The following is a 20,379-nucleotide window of genomic DNA, read 5'->3' on the forward strand; positions in this document are numbered from 1 at the left end:
CAACCATTGTTGCTGGCCCATTCCTTTTATTCCGAGATATCTGAATGACCGACAGCGCCCTGTCCTTTCTCAAACAACTGCACCCCTACGACGCCCTGCCGGACCGGGCGTTTCATGCGTTGTGGAAAGAGGTGATGTTTCGGACCTATCCCGCTGGTGCCAAGATTTATGATCTGGGCGAAGACATGGACGGGCTTTTTATCGTGGAAAGCGGCCAAGTCACAGTTCGCGACGAAAACAACAACCTGATTTCGCAGCTTGGACGCGAGAATTCCTTTGGTGAACGCGGGCTGATGAAGGGCGGCACAGCCGTGACCTCGGCCTATGCACAAGAAGATACGCGCCTGATCTGCATTCCGCCAACAGCGTTTCACAAACTGCGTGCCGATCATGACGCTTATCGCCGGTTCTTTGATCGAAGCCGCGAAACAGAAAAGACAGATGCCCTGAGCGGATTTGACCTGACACGCGTGCAGGTCGCAACGCTGATGGTGCCGAACCCGGTCACCTGCGCGCCGACAATGACCATTCAGGACGCTGCAAAGAAAATGCAGGACAAACGCATTTCCTGCCTGTGCGTGGTCGCAAAGAAAAAACTGACGGGTATCCTGACCGTGCGCGATTTGTCTGGCAAAGCACTTGCCCAAGGGCTGCCGCCCAACACGCCCGTCAGCGACATCATGACGCCCGATCCGCGTGTCTTGTCGCCTTCTGCCATCGGATCAGACGTGCTGCATATGATGATGGAATACCGGCTGGGGCACCTGCCGATTGTCGAGGCGGGCAAGCTGGTGGGCATCGTCACCCAAACCGACCTGACCCGGTTTCAGGCGTCCAATACCGCCGGTTTCGTGTCCGAAGCGGCCCGCGCCAAAACCGTTGATGATCTGGCGACCGTTACCAAACGCATCCCGCATCTGCTGGTGCAACTGGTCGCGGCGGGTAATCGGCATGACGTGGTCACCCGCATGATCACCGATATCGCCGATGTTGTGACCCGGCGCCTTTTGGCGATGGCTGAAAAAAAATACGGGGTACCCCCGGCGCGCTATGTCTGGCTTGCCTGCGGCAGCCAAGGGCGGCAGGAACAAACCGGCGTATCTGATCAGGACAATTGCCTGATCCTTGAGGATGATCTGAGCGAAAACGATCTGGCCTATTTCGAACCCTTTGCGCAATTCGTCAGCGATGGCTTGGACGCCTGCGGTTACGTCTATTGCCCCGGCGATATGATGGCGACGAACCCGCGCTGGCGGCAACCTGTGTCGGTTTGGCACGACTATTTCCAGCACTGGATCAAAAGCCCCAGCAAAGAGGCGCAGATGCTCGCGTCAGTCATGTTTGATCTGCGGCCTATCGGGGGCGATGTCAGCCTGTTTGACGGGTTGCAGGCCAAAACGCTGAAAGCGGCGGCGGCCAATTCAATCTTCACCGCGCATATGGCGACCAATGCGCTGACCCATGCCACACCGCTGGGGATGCTTAAGGGGCTTGCGACCATTCGGTCGGGCGAAAACCGCAACACCGTAGATATGAAACTCAGCGGCGTTGTGCCTGTTGTCGATTTGGGGCGCATGTACGCGCTGCAAGGGCAGCTTGATCCGGTGAACACCCGCGCGCGGTTGCAAGCGGCGATTACGGGCAAGGTGATCAGCGACAGCGGCGGGCGCGATTTGCTGGATGCCTATGATCTGGTCGCACAAACCCGGCTGGACCATCAGGCCCGCCAGATCAAACAGGGTAAAGCGCCAGATAACTTTCTGCCGCCAGCGGACCTGTCCGCCTTTGAACGCAGCCACTTGCGTGATGCGTTTGTGGTGATCAAAACTATGCAATCAGCCTTGATGCAGGGACGAGGCGTTTTAGGCTAACATAAACAACAGGGAGGAGACCTGATGTTTTTCGAATTGATCGGCACCATTGTGGCTGGCGCTGTTGCGGCATTGCTGGTGTGGGCGTTGAACAGAACGCTGAAAGGGCGGCTGCCAAAATGGTTGATCCCGGCGTCTGCCGGTGCGGCGATGCTGGCTGCGACAATTTCCAGCGAATACAGCTGGTATGCGCGGACCACAGCAACGATGCCCCAAGGCATGGTGGTCGCCCAAACGGTTGAGGAAACAGCCTTCTATCGCCCGTGGACCTATACCGCGCCTTTCATTTCGCGTTATGTGGCGGTTGATCAGCAAAGCACGCGGACGCATCCGAACCAACCCGACCAGCGCCTTGTTGATCTGGTGTTCTACGGCCGCTGGACGCGCACCGCGAAGGTGCCGATGCTGTTTGATTGCGCTGCGAACCAGCGCGCCGACGTCGTCGATGGGATCAGTTTTGGCGACGATGGGGCGGTGACAGATGCCACATGGTTCCCGCTGGATGCCACCGACCCGCTGCTCAAGGTCGCCTGCGAGGAGGTGTGACATGACCACCCTTAGCCTGCGCCTGCGCGTGTTTCTTTTCTTCTCTCTCATCGGGTTGGGCGGGGTCGCGGTTGTGCTGGGCGCCCTGATCCTGGGCTACCGGCAATTTGGCAATGCAGAGGCCTTTTCGGCCTTCACAACGGTCGCGATCACCGCAGGTTTTGGCATTCTGGCGCTGGCGACCTTTGTCTGGCGGCTGTTCGACGAAAACATCAGCAAACCGATCGAGGCGCTGGCCGCACAAATCCGCGTGCGCGCAGCAACGGGGATTGATACGGCACTGGACGACAAAGCCGCCAGATATTTGGGTGACCTTGCCCCTGCTGCCTGTGCGATCAGCGACAAACTGGGCGCGGCATCACAAGCGACAGCCGAAACAGTGGCGCAAAAGACCGCACGCCTGGAACGCCACCGCGCGCAATTGTTGCGCATTCTGTCGGACATTCCGGTCGCCGTGATTGTTGCGACGCCTGACGATCAGATCGTGCTTTACGACGGGCAAGCCGCCGACCTTATGGAACACGAAGCACCGGCCCGGCTGAACGCATCTGTCTGCGATTATCTGGATGCAGGCACGCTGCACGACACGCTTGCCAAGATGAAAAAGAAGGGTCAGATGCGTCGCCCGATTACGATCAGGGGAAAATCAGAGGCGGTTTATTCAGGCCATATCCGCGTCTTTGACGACGACAGCGGATATATGGTGATGCTTGAACCGCTGGATCCTGATGCCGCGCGCCCTTTGGTTTACGACTTTGATCTGTTCGATCAGACGCCCGATACGGATATCAATGAAACCGCCCTGCGCGACCTGACCTTTGTTGTCTTCGACAGCGAAACCACCGGGCTTGACCCGCAAAAGGATGATGTTGTGCAATTGGGCGCTGTGCGCATTGTGAACGGGCGGATCATCGCGTCTGAAACCTTTGAGGCGCTGGTCAACCCCGGTCGCCCCATTCCCGCGCAATCCACGAAAGTGCATGGTATCAGCGATGATATGGTGGCAGGTGCGCCCGATTTCACAGTGGTGCGCGACAACTTCCAACGCTATGCCGCAAATGCCGTTCTGGTGGCGCATAACGCACCCTTTGACATGGCGTTCCTGAACCGCAGCGACGCTATATTTCAGAACCCGGTCATGGACACGGTGCATCTGTCGGCAATCGTCTTTGGCGGATCGGCGGAACATACGCTGGATGCGCTTTGCGCGCGGTTAGAGGTCAGCATTCCCGAAGATTTGCGCCATACCGCCTTGGGCGATGCGATGGCAACGGCCAAAGCATTCGCGGCTTTGCTGCCCATCCTTGAAGCGCGGGGATTTCAGACCTTTGCCGATGTGCGCAAAGAAGCACTTAAGCACCGCCGCATTCTTGAGGTGCATGAATAGCGCAGCACAAATGGCCCGGCGGCCCATCTGGGGCGGCCCGGCAATCGGCTATATAAAGAAAGGAAGATCAAGGGGGGCGGGCCCGCCTGCACGGTTCTCACTCTCGGCCTGTCATCACTGACCTGCCGAAGCGTTGCTGTGGCCCTGCACCCTTTATGGGGGTGGTCTGCGGACCAACGAAAACCTGATCTTGACCGGGGCGGTTCAAAGCGCCCCGTGGGGTGGATATCCAAGCGGGAAACTACCAAGGTAACCCTTGCAAAAGCGTGACAGGACCGTGCGGTGGTGGGGCGCTAGTCCAGCTTGCGCGCTTCATCCACCAGCATCACAGGGATACCATTGCGAATGGGAAAGGCCATTTTGCCGGCCTTGCTGACCAGTTCCTGACTTTCGGCGTCATAGGTCAGCGTGTCTTGGGTCATGGGGCAGACCAACGCCTCTAGCATCTTGGGATCAAATGCTGTTTCGCTCATTGCATCATCTCTTCGCCTGATCCGCCGCGCAGGGCAAATTCGATCAAGGTCATCAGCGTTTCGCGGCGGGTGGTCAATGACGGGGCTTCAAGCAAGGCTTGCTTGTCTTCGGGTTCAAACGGGCACAGCATGGAGAGCGAATTGATCAGTAGTTCATCTTCAGCGTCACCCAGACTTTCCCAATCTGTCGACAGCCCCTGATCCACCAGATAACGGCCCAATGCATCCATGAACTTTTCGCGGTCAAATGTTTCGTCTTTTTCGACCGGTCCCAGATCACGGTCAAACCCCTGCCAGTTGACGTTGCAACGGCGGTAGGGGGTAAAACCCTCGATCTCTTCGGTGATCCGAAAACGGGATGCGCCTGACATGGTGATCATATAGCGCCCATCTTCGGTTTCGGAAAATGCGGTGACCTTGCCGGCACAGCCGATGGTATGCAGTTTGCCACCGCCTCCGGGGGCATCATAAGGCTGCACCATCCCGATCAGCCGGGACGAGGTTTTCAGCACGTCGTCCAGCATCGCCAGATAGCGTGGTTCAAACAAATGCAGCGGCAAGCGCGAACGCGGCAAAAGCAGCGCGCCGGGCAATGGAAACACCGGAATTGTGTCTGGCAGGTCGGTCTTTGATATCATGTATACCAAAGTAGGCCGAACCTGTGATCAGGCAAATATCATCGACGATAGTTTACGCCGCCCGTTCAGAACAATCGGATCTTTGGCATCATGCGCGTCAAAAATAGTGAAAAGCTGGGTCTTGGCGGCCCCGTCATTCCAATCGCGATCACGGCGGAACAATTCAAGCAGCGTGTTCACCGCATCTTCGACCTGCCCGCTGGCATGCAGTGCGACGGCCAGGTCAAAACGGGCCTGATGATTGTCAGGTTCCGCGTCGACCGTTGCTTGCAATTCGGTGACCGGACCAGCGTTTGCTGCTTCGCGTGCCAGTGTGATCTGGGCATGAACCGCTTCAAGCAGGGGATCAGTTGAAATTTCGGCCGGTGCGCCGTTCAAGACCGCCTCGGCCTGATCAATATCATCCAGCGCCAGATAGGACCGGACCAGCCCCGCATAGGCGGCAGCATTGTTCGGTTCTTCCTGCAAGATCGCCGCAAAGGTTTCTGCCGCGTCTGCGGCTGCACCTTCTTCAAGCATCTGATCCGCCGCTTCGATGGCCGCGCTAAGCCCTTCTGCCTCTGGATCGCCAGCAAGGGCTGCGATTTTTTCGACAAACGCATCAATTTCGGACGGTGGCAAAGCGCCCTGGAAGCCATCGACAGGCTGACCATTGAAGAAGGCATAGACCGTCGGGATGGACTGCACCTGCAACTGACCTGCGTAGGCTTGGTTGGCATCCACGTCGATCTTGACCAGCTTGACCCGGCCTTTGGCTTTGGTCACTGCCGCCTCAATCGCGGGGCCCAGTGTTTTGCAGGGGCCGCACCACGGCGCCCAGAAATCCACGATGACCGGCACCTCTTTCGAGGCTTCGATCACATCGGCGGCAAAACTTGCATCGGTGCCGTCCTTGATCAGATCAGCGGGGGTGCCTGCGTTTGCATCCAATTCCAGCATGGTCTGTCTCCTTCATCTGTCATTGCGCCCTATATGTGCGTTCAGGGCGGCAAGGCCAAGGGGCAAAGCGGCTTTACCATTCTCAGCACGGGACATAGCGTGGCAGGATGACAAAAACAGTCCTGACATTTGGCGATAGCAATACCTATGGCACGCCCCCCGCCCATGCGCGCGGTGAAAACCGCAGGTTCGGGCCGGACACGCGCTGGCCCACGGTGATGCAAGCGGCCCTTGGCCCCGATTGGGCGCTGGTCGAAAACGGCTTGCCCGGGCGCACAACCTGCCGTGCGGATCCTGTGATGGGCGCGCATATGGATGGGCAGTTGGGCCTGCGGATTGCCTTGGAAAGCAGCGGGCCGATTGATCTGCTGGTGATCATGTTGGGGACAAATGACCTGCAAACGCATCATGCAGCAACCGTTGATCAGGTGGTGGGTGGCTTGGCCGGGTTGCTGGCAATCGCCCGGTCAGAGCCTTACCAGTTGCGCCACAACGGGTTCGATATTCTGCTGATCGCGCCGCCCGTTGTGCTGGAACAGGGCACTTATCGCGATACGCTGCTGGGCGCGCATGAAAAGTCGCGCGATCTGCCCTTTGCCATCGCGCAACTGGCCGATCACTGGGGGATCGCGTTTCTGGATGCGGGCGCGCATATCAATTCCAGCCCCTTGGATGGGCTGCACTTTGCGGCAGAAGATCACATCACCCTCGGCCAGGTCATCGCCGCCAAGATCGCAGCGCTATGATGCAGCCGAAACTTGGTGCAATCGCTGTTGTGCATCACGCAGGGCGGTTTTTGTTGGTCAAACGCAAGAATGAACCCAACGCCAATACCTGGGGTTTTCCCGGTGGGCATGTGGAACTGGGGGAAACCGCGTTAGAGGCCGCAGTGCGTGAACTGGCGGAAGAAACCGGTGTGGTAGGGACGGCAGAACGCTATCTGACGAATGTCGATGCAATTACATTTGCCGAGGACGGATCGGTGCGCTTTCATTACTTACTGGCGGTGGTTGTCTGTACCTACCGCAGCGGAACGCCTGTCGCAGCCGATGATGTCAGCGACGCGGGCTGGTTCACAGCCAAGGAAACGGCAACGCTGCACCAAAGCCCGAACGTGCAAAAGATTATCGAAGAGTTGGACGTTTAAGGCGGCCCGTACCAAACCTGCCGGCAACAGCAGAGAGCGCGGCGACCTTCTGAAAGTCACGCAAGAACAGAATTCAACATATCTGGACGACAAGCTTATCTGTTGGCCCGCCTGCTGGATAGGGTCTGAGCGTCGCAGCAAGAACCTGTGCTGCCCTCAAATCCCTAAATTTGCACATACTATTTTGTCGTAGGGCGGGATTATTGCTGTCTTCCGAAACACTGACTTAACGAACCATCGCTAGTGTGTCGCCCAGTTCAAGCACAGCAACGGAGCGTTTCATGCCTGCAAAATCCATTCTGGCCACAATCGTGGCCTTCGTTTTCGCAACGGGGGTCGCCGCAGAGGCACCGCAGCCTGTTACCTTGGATCCGATTGAACACACGGACGCGCAACTTGTCATCATCGCCGCTGACGGCACCGCACAGACCTACACACCAGCCACATTAGAGGCATTGCCGACCTACCGCGTGCGCACAACTACGCCGTGGCGTGACGAACCTGTGGATTTTGATGGTGTACTACTCTCTGATCTTCTGGAAGCGAACGGTCTGCATTTGACGGATGAGATCAACGTCATCGCCGAGAATGATTTCAGCACCACGATCCCGCGTGCCTTGTGGGACACCGTTCCTGTGCTTGTTGCCACGCGTGTCGATGGCCGTGCGCATACACGGCGCGAACGCGGCCCCATTCAGTTTATCATCGATAAGGGTAGCTATACCGCATCGCCAGTGGTGAGCGAACGACATCTGGTGTGGATGGCTGCACGGATCAAGGTGGAATAGGTCGTTCGCGTGCAGGCTACATCCCGGACACAAGGTACAGTCGAAAGAATAAGCGCGCTGTTCCTGCGACGCCGTACCGTCGTGGCTTGCATCATCGCAATTCTGATGACCTGCTTTGTTGCGGGCTATTATGTGCAGGTTACTGTCACGAACCTGCGTTCCACACATCAATCACTTAACGACCGCCAACTGCGCAATGGCTATATCGCGATCAGCGATTTGCATCGGCTGGTGCTGATCATTCAAGAAGCAGCCGTGCGCGGCAAGATGAGTGATGAAGCTGTGGCTGATTTCCGCGCCGCATCCGATTTTCTGTTTGTCAGGATGGATACGTTTCGGCGGATACAGTCCAGAGGCGATTTTTTGAAAGAGGCGGATGACGCCATTGCGGCCCTTCGGCGCGCGCAGGCCGTCGCGGATGACGCGATAGCAAATGATTTTCGTGATCTTGACGCAGACGCTGCGGCGTTGATTGAACACACTCAAATCGCACGCGAGGCATTAGTTATCTATCTCGACAGGATGCGGCAATTGCAGGACAATCTGTTGTTTGGTCAAACCGCTGCGGTGGAAAATCAGCGCACCGTTGTTTGGGTGATACTGCTGGGGCTGTCGGTTTTGGGCATCGCTGCAACGACCCTATTGCGCAAAGAGGTGATGGCAAAGCAGGCGCGCCAGGCGGCCGAAGAAAGGGTCCGACATCTGGCGTTCTTTGACCCCCTAACAGGTTTGCCGAACAGGGTGCAGTTTCAGGATCGATTGTCAGAACTGCTGGCGCAAAAGACCGCACTGGCCTTGTTACTGGTTGATCTGGACGGGTTCAAGCAAATCAATGACACCTATGGTCATGCAGCTGGCGACGATATTTTACGGCATGTCGCCGCAGCACTTGGGCCGTATCGCACGCCAGATGGTGGTTTTGCCGCGCGCCTTGGCGGGGATGAATTTGCGGTTGTCTGCATCAGTGAAGATATCCCGCTGCTTTCGCAGATATGCGACGATGTGATCGCGGCGATTGCCGATCCAATCGTTTTTGAAGGCGAAGCTGTGGGTGTTGAGGCCAGCATCGGTTTGGCAACCAAAACGCAAATCGGGCGGCAGGTCGCCCATACTGTTGATGGCCTGACCCGCGTGGCCGACTTTGCGCTTTATGCGTCAAAGTCGAACGGCAAAAGGCAATTCACCATCTATGATGAAGTTCTTGAACATCAGTTTCTGGAACGGCGCGCGATGGTCGAAGAACTGCCACAGGCCATCGCGGATGGCAGTCTTGACTACTATTTGCAGCCCAAAGTGGACATGACAACCGAAGAGGTTTTTGGATTTGAAGCGCTTGCGCGCTGGCGGCGGAATGGCGTGATCGTGCCGCCAAGCGCCTTTATCGGCATCGCAGAGGAAAGCGGCCTGATCGCCGATATCGATTGCAGCATCCTGTCAAATGCCACCCGCGATATTGCAAATTTCAACCTGTGCCACGGCACAAGCTTTTCTATCAGCGTGAACTTTTCGACATTGCATTTCAGTTCGTTGAAGTTCGTGGAAACCGTGAAACATGCGTTGCTGGCCTCAGGGCTTCAGCCCGACCTGCTGACGATAGAGATTACGGAAACGGCCGAAATGCAGGATTGGGGCAAGGCCAAACAGGTTGTGTCGGCCATTCATGACCTTGGGGCAAAGGTATCAATTGATGATTTTGGTGCTGGCTTTTCATCCTTGGCTTATTTGCGCACCACCGTGGCCGATGAAATCAAGATTGACCGGTCCTTGGTTCAGGATATCGAAACGTCGGACACATCCCGCTTTTTGCTGGATGCCGTGCTTGATATCGCACGCAATCTGGGGCTGGATGCGACGGTTGAAGGCATCGAAACGCGGCGGCAGGCGGATATCGTTCTCGAAATGGGTGCGCGGAAAGCGCAAGGTTACTTCTTCAGCAGGCCAATGCCCCGCGATGATGCACTGGCTGCGGCCATGACAACGGACCAACCATTGCTGCAACGCCCTGCATCTTAGCCCTTACTGCATTTGCTGCGGTAGGGGGGATGTAACCCTATTCAATGTCATGGTTCGCCGTTCCAATCAGATCGCGCGGCACCACAAATGCTTTGCATTGTCCTGTGCGCGGCTGAACCTCGGTCCATTTGCCAATATCGAAATCAATGACTGTGCTGGCACAGGTCGGGTAATCGCTGAACCGGCGGTGATCAGGTGCTGATCGCACCAGCCCATTCGCCAACATGCCAATTCCGGGATTATGTCCGACAACCGCTATCGTCTGATCCGTCTGTTTTTGCACCATTTCAAGGATGGTATCGGGGGCGGCATGATAGATGCGCCCAGACAGTTGCAGGCGCGGTTCGGGATCAAGCGCTGACAAGATCAGCGCTGCCGTTTCCCGCGTCCGCGCTGCATCGGAACAAAGCACGGTATCAGGCAGATAGCCTTCCTGCGCCATCCATTCCCCAATCGCTGTGGCCGAGGCCCGCCCGCGTTTGTTCAGCGTTCTTTCGTGGTCGTCGCCGAAAGGATCGCTCCAACTGGATTTCGCGTGGCGGATCAGGATTAGGCGCAGGGTCATAAAAAGGCCTCCATATGGAAAGCGGCTTGGGCAGGCAGGCGGGTGCCTTGGCCCACAGGGCAGGCACGACGCGCAAGGCAGCCCGCGGTGCGGCAGGCGGTGCCAGCCGGTGAGGCGACGTGGGCTTTGCAGGCGGCCACGTCATAGCTGTTGTCAAATGCGCCAACCGGGCAGGCCGTCGCGCAGGGTTTGGCGCAGGTCAGGCAGGGTTGTGGGTTGCCGCCGATATCGGGCGATGTTTGCCAACGCAGCGCACCGCGGAAAGACGCAAACAACCCTGTTTCGTCATGCACCAGAAAGCCAATGGGTGATGCCCAGAACCGCCCTGTCTGCGTGGCCCATGTAAAGAAAGGCGCATAGGGCGGGCCACCGAAGGGAAAAAGCGGGTCCGCGTTCAATGTATCGGCAACGCCGGTGATGACACGAAAGGACCACCGATCCATTGGATCAGGGCCGCCATCCCCGTATTCCGGGCTTTCGCAAAAGATTGGCCAAAAGCGCGGTTCGTCCGGGCCGATCAGCGTAATGGTGTCTGCGCCGTCAGGGCAGTCGCCCAATGGCTGCAACCCAAAAGGGAATAAAGCGTTACTCAGATCATCGCGTGTCATGGATAGGACTTTAGACAGTGCCAGCGGGAAAACCAGAGCTTACCGCCTGCGCCAAAGACGCGGCATCCGGTTGGCGTTTGTCACGCCGTCAACGGTCGCTTCAAACCGCAGCGTATCGCCCGCGCATTCAAACCAGCCGGTGCCACCACCGCCCATCCCGGTCTCTGATGAAAACGGAATCTCCATGGTCTGACCCAGAACGTCAGCTGACCCAACCAGATTGTAGTCACTGACAGAGGCCAGAAAGACGTTGTCAGCCGCATCTAACTGACCGGCGCTATACCCGACAACTTTGACATCCATTGCAGGCACGTTGGGGACCTGCACATTGATGATCATATCATCGGCCAGCAACGTGAAGCTGCCGTCATCTGCGATCTGCATCGCGATTTCGCCCCTAACCGGGGTCGCGGTGCCTTGCATCTGCAGCGCCATCATATCGGCCACATCACGCATGTCAGCGATCCAGGTATCGACCATGCAGTCTTCGACGGTCGCACTTGCGGGCTGTGCGATGGTGACGATGCAAAAGGCGATGGCGGGCATGACAGGTTTCATTCGATCCTCCACTTTCCTGCCGATACGCTAGCAGGTGGCGTCAGGACGCCAAAGTAAGGATATCACGACTTTGGTCGGCGGATCAGCGAACCGGCGCCGTGATCCGTGAACAGTTCCAGCAAACAGGCATTGGGCGCGCGTCCGTCCAGAATGACAACGGCGCGCACGCCATCATTCATCGCCGCGAGCGCGGTTTCCGTCTTGGGGATCATGCCGCCTGCAATGGTGCCGTCAGCGATCAATTCAGGTATTTTGGCGGGGGCGATTTCGGTCAGGACTTCGCCAGATTTGTCTTTCACGCCTTCGACATCGGTCAGCAACAGCAGGCGGTCGGCCTTAAGCGCGCCTGCGATGGCACCTGCCGCTGTGTCGCCGTTCATATTAAAGGTTTGCCCGTCGCGGCCCATCCCAAGGGGGGCAATCACAGGGATCGCATCAGCCGCATGCAGATCGCGCAGGATGGTCGGGTCAACGGCGACAGGTTTGCCGACAAAACCCAAAGCGGGATTAGCCTGTTCGCACACCACCAGTCGCGCATCCTTGCCTGATAGGCCCACGGCCTTTCCGCCTTCTTCGCAGATCGCCTGCACCAGCCGGTTGTTCACCTGACCGGACAGGACCATTTCGACCACGTCCATCGTGGCTTGATCCGTTACCCGTTTGCCGTTCACGAATTCCGATTGGATATCCAACTTATCCAGCATTTCGTTGATCATCGGCCCGCCGCCGTGCACGACAACAGGATTCAGCCCGACCTGCCGCATCAGCACCACGTCACGGGCAAAGCCGCGCATCGCCGCGTCACTGCCCATTGCGTGACCGCCCAGCTTGATCACCACAGTCGCACCGGCATAGCGCTGCATATATGGCAGGGCTTCGCTAAGGGTCCGGGCGGTGGCGATCCAGTCACGGTTCATGTCTTGGGTCCTTGTCTTCATACGATGCCCGCAATGATGGCGCGGAGCGTCTTGATACCATCGCCTTTTTCCGATGACGTTAGGATCAGTTCGGGAAAGGCGGCAGGGTGTTTGGCCAATGCCGCGCGGGTTTTGTCGAGCGAGGCTTGCAGTGCTTCGCCTTTCAGCTTGTCGACCTTGGTCATGACAACTTGGAAGGTGACAGCGGAACTGTCGAGCAGGGACATGATCTCTTCGTCCACCGCTTTGGCCCCGTGCCGCGCGTCGATCAGCACGAAGACACGGCGCAGGGTTTGCCGCCCTTGCAGGTATTGTTTCAGCAGGCGCTGCCATTTTTCCACCACCGCGACGGGTGCAGTGGCAAAGCCATAGCCGGGCAGATCGACGACATAGATATCGCCTGCGGTGAAAAAGTTGATCTCTTGCGTGCGCCCCGGCGTGTTGGAGGCGCGGGCGAGGCCTTTGCGTCCGGTGATGGCGTTAATCAGGGATGATTTGCCGACGTTGGATCGCCCGGCAAAGCACACCTCAACCCGGTCGGCAGGCGGCAGGCCGTCCATCGCGACGACGCCTTTGACGAAATCGGTTTCACCCGCAAACAGCAAACGGCCTTTTTCAAGGGCCGCTGCGTCAGGCTCTTCCGCCTCGGGAAAGCGCATTTCCATGTCAGACCACCTTTGCCGTGTCGTTCAGGGCGACCTTACCGCCCTTGATCACCTTGGCATAGACGCCAAAATCCTGATGGTTCCAACCATCGCGCAGGGCCGCCAGCGTGTCAGCATCGCGTGTGCCGGTGCGGGGGTTGGCCATCGTGTGTTTGCAGCGCTCGATCGGTTCAACAACGTGCAAGATGGCCGCGCCGATCTGCACGTCCTTGCCAAGCCATTCCAGTTCTTCCCAAGGTCCTGCACCATCCAGCCAGATGTTGCCGCGCCAGCGTTCAATCTCAAGCGGGCGGCCCAGTTTCTGGGACACGGCGTTATGGCTGGCTTGGGTCATGATGGATACCGTCGGATAGTTGCTGTCTGTCATCCCGCGATCAGGTGCTTTTGCAAGCCGTGTTGGCTGCAACTTTTCAGGCGGACAAACGGGGCGCACCCATGCAACAAAGCGTGCTGCGTCGTCGCTGTTATCAGGATCAAAGCTGATCTGACCCAGCGCATCGTGGCGCAGGTGCATGATACCCGTGACCGCATCAAACTGTGCCCAGATACCGGCAAGCCCCGGGGTGCTGGCCCCAATCATGAAGTTCCGGCAACTGACCCAAGCGGGTGTTTCGGCGTCAAATTTAGACTGCTCGTGCATCACGGCCCACACCCGATCCCATGGCATGGTCTGCCCTTCTGTCAGCGTGACCTGATCCAGCGCCTCGCGTCCGTGGCTTTTGATGGGGTGCCGCCACAGTGCGGCGACACGTGGCATCTACTTGCCCTCTTTCTTGTCGGCCTCAGCCTCGGCCGCCCTCTTTTTCAGGCTGGCTTTGATGTTGCCAAAGACATCCGGTTTCGCCCCATGGCTGCGCATAATGGCGTATTGCTGAATGAACGTGATGACGTTGTTGGCAATCCAGTACAACACCAGACCAGACGCGAAAGAGCCCAGCATGAACATGAAGACCCATGGCATCCACGCAAAGATCATCTGCTGTGTGGGGTCTGTTGGGGCCGGGTTCAGCTTTTGCTGTAACCACATGGACACACCCAGCAGGATCGGCAGGATACCGATGAAGATCAGCGCCAAGATCGAACCGGGTTCCGGCGCTGCATAGGGCAGCAGGCCGAAAAGGTTGATGAAGGACGACGGGTCAGGCGCGCTGAGGTCCCGGATCCAACCGATCCAGGGCGCGTGCCGCAGTTCGATTGTCACAAAGATCACCTTGTAGAGCGAAAAGAAGATCGGAATTTGCAACAGGATCGGCAGACACCCGGCAGCCGGGTTTACCTTGTTGTCCTTGTAAAGCTTCATCATGCCTTGCTGCATGGCTTGCTTATCGTCGCCCGTGCGTTCTTTCAGCTTTTCCATCTCTGGCTGAAGCTCTTTCATCTTGGCCATGGACACATAGGATTTATAGGCCAGCGGCAGCACGATGATTTTCAGGATCACGGTCAGCGCAAGGATCGACCAACCCATGTTGCCGATAAAGATGTTGAGGTAGTGCAGCAGTGCAAAGATCGGCTTGGTCAGGAAAAAGAACCAGCCCCAGTCGATGCTATCAAGGAAACCGCCAACGCCGCCTTCGTTTTCGTAATTGCGGATCGCTTCCCATTCTTTTGCACCGGCAAACAGGCGTGTCGTGACGGTGGCGGTTTCGCCAGCGGCGACCGTTTCAATCGGCATCACCGCCTCTGCCTGATACAGATCACGCACATCGAAATACTTGGACGTGGACCGGAACGGCACGCCCTGTTCGGGGATCAGCGTGGTCATCCAATAGTGGTCGGTATAGCCGATCCAGCCGCTTTCGCTGACGTCCAGCCGTTCGGCCTGTGTGCGTTCACGCGGGTCAACGGCGTATTCTGTGATATCGTCATAACCGGTTTCTTCCAGCTCACCGTCGGTCATCCGCACCATACCTTCGTGCAGGATGAAAAAGTTCTTCAGGTCGTCAGGTTCGCCATGGCGGCGCAACAAACCATAAGGGCGCGCGGAAATCGCGGTGCTTGTGGCGTTTTCAACGCTTTGCGCAAAGGTGAACATAAAGGCGTCATCGACGGCAATTTCGGTGCGGAAAATCTGGCCCGCGCCATTGTCCCATGACAGCGTGACAGGGCTGTTCGGGGTGAGCGTATCACCGCTTTCCAAAGCCCAGATCGTATCGGGGCCGGGCACAGCAGATGCATCAATGCCATCCGTGGCTGTCCAGCCAAAGGACGCAAAATAAGCACCCGGTTCACCCACAGGTTTCAGCAGGCGCACAACTTCGGCATCTTCATCAATCGTTTCGCGATAGTTGGTCAACGCCAGATCATCGATCCGCCCACCCTGCAAAGAAATGGAACCGCTGAATTCACCGGTTTCAATCGCGACGCGCGGGGCATCTGCGGCGGGTTCCGGCGCTTCGGTTGGCGTTGTTGCCGCAGGGTTGACCGGGTCTGCCGCTGGCAGCGTCGGGTCATCAAGCGTTTGGGCCGTTTCAGTGGCCGGATCAACCGGCAGATCCTCTGGCGGGAACAGCGTTGTCCACGCCACGATGACAGCAAAGCTAAGCACCGTCGCCAGTATGAGGTTCTTGTTCTGGTCGTCCATCTGAAAACCGCCCGTATTCCTTAGAAAACTATGGAGGTCGTTCAACCTGTCGGGGGCCGAAAGGTCAAGCTGTTTTCAATGATTTTGGACGGTTTGAAGCAGTTGTGAGCAGCAGCATCGCAAAGCCATGCCTGAAGCTGAATTGCTTTGGGGTCCTGACCCTAGTCGTTTTGCTTATCAAGAAAGCGCTGCCGTGTGCGTTGAAAGACAGCTGTCAGGCGGGGGTCGTTGGCGGTAAGTTGGGTCAGCATTTCGGCAAATGACGCATCATCCTGTCCAAAAAATGCCTGTGCCGCCTCGTGCGGGTCCATGGATTGTGTCGCAGTCTTCATCATAACATACCTTTCACGCCACTCTGCTATACCTGATAAAAAGGCATTCGGGTGAAATTAGGGCCGGAATAGGGCCAAATACTTGGTTTAAATAGTGCAAAACGCATTAAAAAGTTAAAAATTGTTAACAAGTTATCGCACCTCAGTGCTGGAAAGTCACGCGGGTTAAGCGTTCCAGCAAATTCTTGCTTATTCAATCGCTCTGATCGCCGAAGTACAAGGTCTATCCCATCAACTCCTTGCGATGTGATCATCGCTATAACCTGTCGCGTAATCCATACCACAGCATCGCCAAAACCAACAGGGGCGACCGCAAGGCCGGGCCGCCGGGGAAGGGGGTGGTTGGCACCCGTGCCATGACGTCGAAACGTTCCGCCTGTCCCGCGATGGCTTCGGCGGCGATTTGGCCCGACATTGTGCCCAATGCGACCCCCGATCCTGAAAAACCCGACATTGTCAGGATATTCCCGCCAATCCGTTCATAATGCGGCATCCGGTTCATTGTGATGCCCAATGTGCCACCCCAGGCATGGTCTATCCCAATGTTCGCAAGTTGCGGAAAGATTTCGGTCATCGGTTTGCGCACCGCGGCTGCAATGTCTTTCGGAAATTTGTACCCATAAGATTCGCTGCCACCGAACAGCAGGCGGTGGTCATCGGAAAACCGAAAATAGTTCACCACAAATTTGCTGTCAGCGACGGCATAGTTGTTGCGGATGATTTGTTCCTGCGCCTCTGGTGTCATCGGTTTGGTCGCAACAATAAAGTTATTGATCGGCATCACCCGGGCGGCCACGTGTTTCTGCATTGTGCCCAGATAGCCATTGCAGCCCAGCACCACATAACGCGCCTTGATTGTCGCGCCGTCGGTGCGGACGGTGGCAGGATCGCCTTGATCAATGCCCGTCACTTTGGATTGTTCACATATGCGCGCCCCCGATTTCACGGCCAGTCGCGCCAGCCCCAGAACCAGTTCAAGCGGTTGTACATGCCCTGACCCCATGTCGAGCGCGCCACCGTGATAGGCGGGTGAATTCACAATGTCGCGGCAGGCCTCTGGCTCCAGCAGGGTGATCTTTTCGTAGCCGTATTTGCTTTGCATATGATCCACATATGCGGCGCCATGCTGATAATCGCGCTTGCGGTGCACCGTGTGCACGATGCCGGGGTGAAAGGTGGTGTGTACCTCATCCTTGGCACAAAGATCGCGGACCAGATCAACAGCCTGGCAGCCAATATCCCAAAGCTCACGCGCATGGGCATCACCGACCATATTTTCCAGCTCGTCCTGATCGCGCCGTTGCCCCGTTGCCACTTGCCCACCGTTGCGACCAGAGGCACCAAAGCCCACGCGCTGCGCCTCGACCACCATCACATCATAGCCGCGCTGGGCAAGGTGGTATGCGGTGGACAGCCCGGTGAAACCGGCCCCCACGACGCAGACGTCGCAAGTCAGATCACCTGCGGCGGCGGGAAATCTGTCCAGATGTTCGGCTGCATCCGCATAATAGGACGGGGGGTATTTGCCTTGCCGGTCGTTCGCGGTCAGCAGATCCATTAGCCCGCTTTCAGCAGATCATCGGCTTTCAAAATCTCATAGCATTCATCCAGCGACTTGCGCGCGCGTTCCATCAGAATGTCGATTTCATCACAGGTCATCGACAAGGGTGGTGAGATCACCATCCGGTCCCCCACGCTGCGCATGATGACGTTGTTGGCAAAACACCGGTCACGGCAGATAAAGCCAACGGTGCCGGGATCAGGAAAGGCCGCGCGGGTTGCCTTGTCGGGCGTCAGCGCGACAGATGCCATCATGCCCACGATCTTGGCCTCACCCGCAAGCGGATGATCGGCCAAGGCTTCCCATTTTTCTTTCAGGTAGGGGCCGGTCACATTGCTCACGTTGTCGACCATGCCTTCCTCTTCCAGAATGCGCAGGTTTTCCAAGGCGACCGCACAGGCCACAGGGTGCCCCGAATAGGTATAGCCGTGGTTGAATTCAGTCTCGCGCAGCACGGCGGCCACTTCGTCAGACACAATCGACCCGCCGATGGGGATGTAGCCAGAGCTGAGACCCTTGGCGATGGTCATGATGTCAGGCTCGATCCCGACGGTTTGCGAACCGAACCAGTTGCCGGTGCGCCCAAAGCCGCAGATGACCTCGTCCGCGATCAGCAGGATACCGTATTTCTTCACGATCCGCTGGATTTCGGGCCAATAGGTTTCAGGTGGCACGATCACACCACCAGCGCCTTGGATCGGTTCGGCGATGAAAGCGCCGACCTTTTCTGGTCCAATTTCCTTGATCTTGTCTTCCAATTGGCGCGCGCGTTCCAACCCGAATTCTTCGGGTGTCATATCGCCGCCTTCGGCCCACCAATGCGGCTGATCAATGAATTCAATACCGGGGATCGGCAGGCTGCCTTGGCCGTGCATCCCTTTCATCCCGCCCAAAGATGTGCCGCCGATGGTTGAGCCGTGATAGGCGTTCCAGCGCGAGATGATGACATCGCGTTCGGGCTGCCCTTTTTCGGCCCAATAGGTGCGCACAAGGCGGATGTTGGTGTCATTGGCATCTGACCCGCCGCTGGCAAAGAACACTTGGTTCATCCCGTCGGGCGCAAGCTCTGCCAGCTTTTTGGCCAGCATCAGGGCGGGCACATGGGTCGTTTGAAAAAACGTGTTGTAGTAAGGCAGTTCTTTCATCTGGCGATAGGCGGCCTCGGCCAATTCATCGCGGCCATAGCCGATGTTGACGCACCACAGGCCGGCCATACCGTCGATGATTTCTTCGCCTTCGCTGTCCTTCAGCCAGACACCTTTGGCAGAGGTGATCACCCGCGATCCCTTGTCGGCCAGCGCATTGGCGTGCGTAAACGGATGCAGGTGGTGTGCAGCGTCCAGCGCTTGCAGTTCTTCGGTCGGGGGGTAGTTGGCAAGAATGTTCATCAGTGACCTCAGACGTTCAAAAGAAGGTGGCGGCGTTCCCAAGGCGATATCTCGCGCTGGTACTCTTCGTTTTCGGCAAGTTTGATTTGTTCGTAAAGGCGGCAGAAATCGTCGCCAAGCAGGGCGCGGATTTCTGTGGCTTCTTCGAAATCCTCTAACGCTTCGCGCAGGCTGGCGGGCAAAGGCACCTCAGCTTCCCAGACTTCTTTGGTGGCTTCAGCGCGCGGTTCAACCTTGTTGAGCATGCCAAGATAGCCACATGCCAGCGATGCGGCGATGGCGATGTAAGGATTGCAATCCATACCGATCACGCGGTTTTCAAGGCGGCGCGCATCGGGGCCGGAATGGGGTACGCGCAACCCGGTTGTCCGGTTGTCGGTGGCCCATTCCAGATTGGCCGGGGCGCTTTGCCCGTCAACGGTGATGCGGCGATAGGAATTCACATAAGGGGCCAGCAACGGGATGATCTGCATCAGATACTTTTGCGACCCACCAATAAACCAGCGGAACAGATCAGTTTCTGATCCTTCGGCGCCCGAAAAAATGTTCTGACCGGTTTTGGTGTTCAGGATACTTTGATGCACATGCATTGCACTGCCGGGTTCGTCGCGCTTGGGTTTTGCCATGAAGGTGGCGAAGACATTGTTTTTCAACGCCGCCTCGCGGATCGTGCGTTTGAAATAGAACACTTGATCGGCCAGATGCAGGGGATCGCCATGCATCAGGTTAATCTCAATCTGGCCAGCGCCGCCTTCTTGGATCAGCGTGTCGATGGAAAGGCCCTGATGTTCGGCATAATCATAGATCGTGTCGATGACGGGGCCGTATTCATCAACCGCGACCATGGAATAAACCTGCCTGCTGGGCACCTTGCGCCCCGTGCGTCCGACAGGTGTTTCGATGGGATCATTTGGATCAAGGTTGGGCGTTGTGAGGTAAAACTCCAACTCTGGTGCGATGATCGGTGTCCAGCCTTTATCGGCATAGGCCTGTATGACGTTTTTAAGGATGGTACGGGGCGCCAGCGCAAGGGGTGATCCGTCGCGGTTGAACATGTCGCAGATCACCTGAAGCGATACATCATCGGCCCATGGAATGGCGCAAGCGGTCGCCATATCCGGTTTCAGTACGACGTCCTTTTCAAGCCATTGGTTTTCGATATCCATATCGACGTATTCACCAGAAATCGTCTGGTAAAACAGTGAAATCGGCAGCGCCATTTCCGCATCGGGTTGGAACTTGATCGTGGGCATCGTCTTGCCGCGCGAGGTGCCGACCAGATCAGGGATAATGCATTCCACACCGTCGATTTTTTCGCCTTTCGCATAGGCCGTGAACTCATCCGACAGGCTGTCTTGCCAGTTGGGGTTCTGTTGTGATGACATGGGGCCCTCCGCAGGCG

At 57.2% G+C, this 20,379-nt stretch carries 21 protein-coding genes; 7 read left to right on the plus strand and 14 right to left on the minus strand.

Features of this window, described 5'->3' with window-relative positions; genetic code table 11:
* Nucleotides 1-44: 44 nt before the first annotated feature.
* From RCCS2_RS06700 to RCCS2_RS06710, 3 genes are read left to right on the plus strand one after another with little or no spacing between them, the layout of a single operon-like run.
* Nucleotides 45-1,871, plus strand: coding sequence for a DUF294 nucleotidyltransferase-like domain-containing protein (locus tag RCCS2_RS06700; RefSeq protein WP_008232589.1), 1,827 nt, complete (start codon nt 45-47; stop codon nt 1,869-1,871).
* Nucleotides 1,872-1,895: 24 nt separating this feature from the next.
* The gene (locus RCCS2_RS06705) at nt 1,896-2,417 is read left to right on the plus strand and encodes a hypothetical protein (RefSeq protein ID WP_008232590.1); all 522 of its coding nucleotides are present in this window, start codon (nt 1,896-1,898) and stop codon (nt 2,415-2,417) included.
* Between the two features lies 1 nt (nt 2,418).
* A complete protein-coding gene (locus RCCS2_RS06710) occupies nt 2,419-3,804 on the plus strand; it encodes a 3'-5' exonuclease (protein WP_008232591.1) in 1,386 nt (461 codons plus the stop codon).
* Between the two features lie 293 nt (nt 3,805-4,097).
* Here the strand turns inward: RCCS2_RS06710 and RCCS2_RS06715 are convergent, their stop codons facing one another.
* Genes RCCS2_RS06715 through RCCS2_RS06725 form a run of 3 tightly spaced genes read right to left on the minus strand, consistent with a single transcriptional unit; the run spans nt 4,098 to nt 5,854 of the window.
* On the minus strand, nt 4,098-4,277 hold the full coding sequence (locus RCCS2_RS06715; RefSeq protein WP_008232592.1) for a Trm112 family protein: 180 nt from the start codon (nt 4,275-4,277) through the stop codon (nt 4,098-4,100).
* Entirely contained in the window at nt 4,274-4,915 is a 642-nt protein-coding gene (locus RCCS2_RS06720; RefSeq protein ID WP_008232594.1) for an LON peptidase substrate-binding domain-containing protein, read from the minus strand. The genes RCCS2_RS06715 and RCCS2_RS06720 overlap by 4 nt, the downstream gene beginning before the upstream one ends.
* 27 nt (nt 4,916-4,942) lie before the next feature.
* Complete coding sequence (locus RCCS2_RS06725; protein WP_008232596.1) at nt 4,943-5,854, minus strand: thioredoxin family protein; 912 nt, start codon at nt 5,852-5,854, stop codon at nt 4,943-4,945.
* 107 nt (nt 5,855-5,961) lie between these two features.
* Between RCCS2_RS06725 and RCCS2_RS06730 the strand changes: the two genes are divergently transcribed.
* The 4 genes from RCCS2_RS06730 to RCCS2_RS06745 all read left to right on the plus strand — a co-directional run bounded on the left by RCCS2_RS06730 (nt 5,962) and on the right by RCCS2_RS06745 (nt 9,802).
* The gene (locus tag RCCS2_RS06730) at nt 5,962-6,600 is read left to right on the plus strand and encodes a GDSL-type esterase/lipase family protein (protein ID WP_008232597.1); all 639 of its coding nucleotides are present in this window, start codon (nt 5,962-5,964) and stop codon (nt 6,598-6,600) included.
* Nucleotides 6,597-7,001 carry an NUDIX hydrolase gene (locus RCCS2_RS06735; RefSeq protein WP_008232598.1) on the plus strand — a complete coding sequence of 135 codons (405 nt, stop codon included), beginning with the start codon at nt 6,597-6,599 and terminating at the stop codon, nt 6,999-7,001. Before RCCS2_RS06730 ends, RCCS2_RS06735 begins: the two co-directional genes overlap by 4 nt.
* A gap of 281 nt (nt 7,002-7,282) precedes the next feature.
* Complete coding sequence (locus RCCS2_RS17870; protein WP_008232599.1) at nt 7,283-7,789, plus strand: hypothetical protein; 507 nt, start codon at nt 7,283-7,285, stop codon at nt 7,787-7,789.
* A gap of 9 nt (nt 7,790-7,798) precedes the next feature.
* Nucleotides 7,799-9,802, plus strand: coding sequence for a putative bifunctional diguanylate cyclase/phosphodiesterase (locus RCCS2_RS06745; protein ID WP_156788470.1), 2,004 nt, complete (start codon nt 7,799-7,801; stop codon nt 9,800-9,802).
* 37 nt (nt 9,803-9,839) lie between these two features.
* Here the strand turns inward: RCCS2_RS06745 and RCCS2_RS06750 are convergent, their stop codons facing one another.
* The 11 genes from RCCS2_RS06750 to RCCS2_RS06795 all read right to left on the minus strand — a co-directional run bounded on the left by RCCS2_RS06750 (nt 9,840) and on the right by RCCS2_RS06795 (nt 20,362).
* A complete protein-coding gene (locus tag RCCS2_RS06750; protein WP_008232601.1) occupies nt 9,840-10,367 on the minus strand; it encodes a SixA phosphatase family protein in 528 nt (175 codons plus the stop codon).
* The gene (locus RCCS2_RS06755; RefSeq protein ID WP_008232602.1) at nt 10,364-10,975 is read right to left on the minus strand and encodes a hypothetical protein; all 612 of its coding nucleotides are present in this window, start codon (nt 10,973-10,975) and stop codon (nt 10,364-10,366) included. The genes RCCS2_RS06750 and RCCS2_RS06755 overlap by 4 nt, the downstream gene beginning before the upstream one ends.
* Before the next feature lie 39 nt (nt 10,976-11,014).
* On the minus strand, nt 11,015-11,533 hold the full coding sequence (locus tag RCCS2_RS06760) for a hypothetical protein (RefSeq protein ID WP_008232604.1): 519 nt from the start codon (nt 11,531-11,533) through the stop codon (nt 11,015-11,017).
* Nucleotides 11,534-11,595: 62 nt separating this feature from the next.
* Entirely contained in the window at nt 11,596-12,450 is an 855-nt protein-coding gene (gene argB / locus RCCS2_RS06765) for an acetylglutamate kinase (protein WP_008232606.1), read from the minus strand.
* A 17-nt stretch (nt 12,451-12,467) separates the two neighbouring features.
* A complete protein-coding gene (gene yihA / locus RCCS2_RS06770) occupies nt 12,468-13,115 on the minus strand; it encodes a ribosome biogenesis GTP-binding protein YihA/YsxC (protein ID WP_008232608.1) in 648 nt (215 codons plus the stop codon).
* A gap of 1 nt (nt 13,116) precedes the next feature.
* A complete protein-coding gene (locus RCCS2_RS06775; RefSeq protein ID WP_008232609.1) occupies nt 13,117-13,872 on the minus strand; it encodes an MOSC domain-containing protein in 756 nt (251 codons plus the stop codon).
* Nucleotides 13,873-15,696, minus strand: a complete 1,824-nt coding sequence (gene yidC, locus RCCS2_RS06780; protein WP_008232610.1) for a membrane protein insertase YidC — start codon at nt 15,694-15,696, stop codon at nt 13,873-13,875. It lies immediately after the preceding gene.
* A 161-nt stretch (nt 15,697-15,857) separates the two neighbouring features.
* A complete protein-coding gene (locus RCCS2_RS18320; protein ID WP_008232611.1) occupies nt 15,858-16,031 on the minus strand; it encodes a hypothetical protein in 174 nt (57 codons plus the stop codon).
* A gap of 253 nt (nt 16,032-16,284) precedes the next feature.
* Nucleotides 16,285-17,586: an NAD(P)/FAD-dependent oxidoreductase gene (locus RCCS2_RS06785; protein WP_008232612.1), complete on the minus strand. Its 1,302-nt coding sequence runs from the start codon at nt 17,584-17,586 to the stop codon at nt 16,285-16,287.
* A complete protein-coding gene (locus RCCS2_RS06790; protein WP_008232613.1) occupies nt 17,586-18,977 on the minus strand; it encodes an aspartate aminotransferase family protein in 1,392 nt (463 codons plus the stop codon). Before RCCS2_RS06790 ends, RCCS2_RS06785 begins: the two co-directional genes overlap by 1 nt.
* 8 nt (nt 18,978-18,985) lie before the next feature.
* Nucleotides 18,986-20,362, minus strand: a complete 1,377-nt coding sequence (locus RCCS2_RS06795) for a glutamine synthetase family protein (protein WP_037293890.1) — start codon at nt 20,360-20,362, stop codon at nt 18,986-18,988.
* Between the last annotated feature and the right edge of the window lie 17 nt (nt 20,363-20,379).

The organism is Roseobacter sp. CCS2 (genome assembly GCF_000169435.1).
In the GTDB taxonomy this organism is placed as follows: Bacteria; Pseudomonadota; Alphaproteobacteria; order Rhodobacterales; family Rhodobacteraceae; genus Yoonia.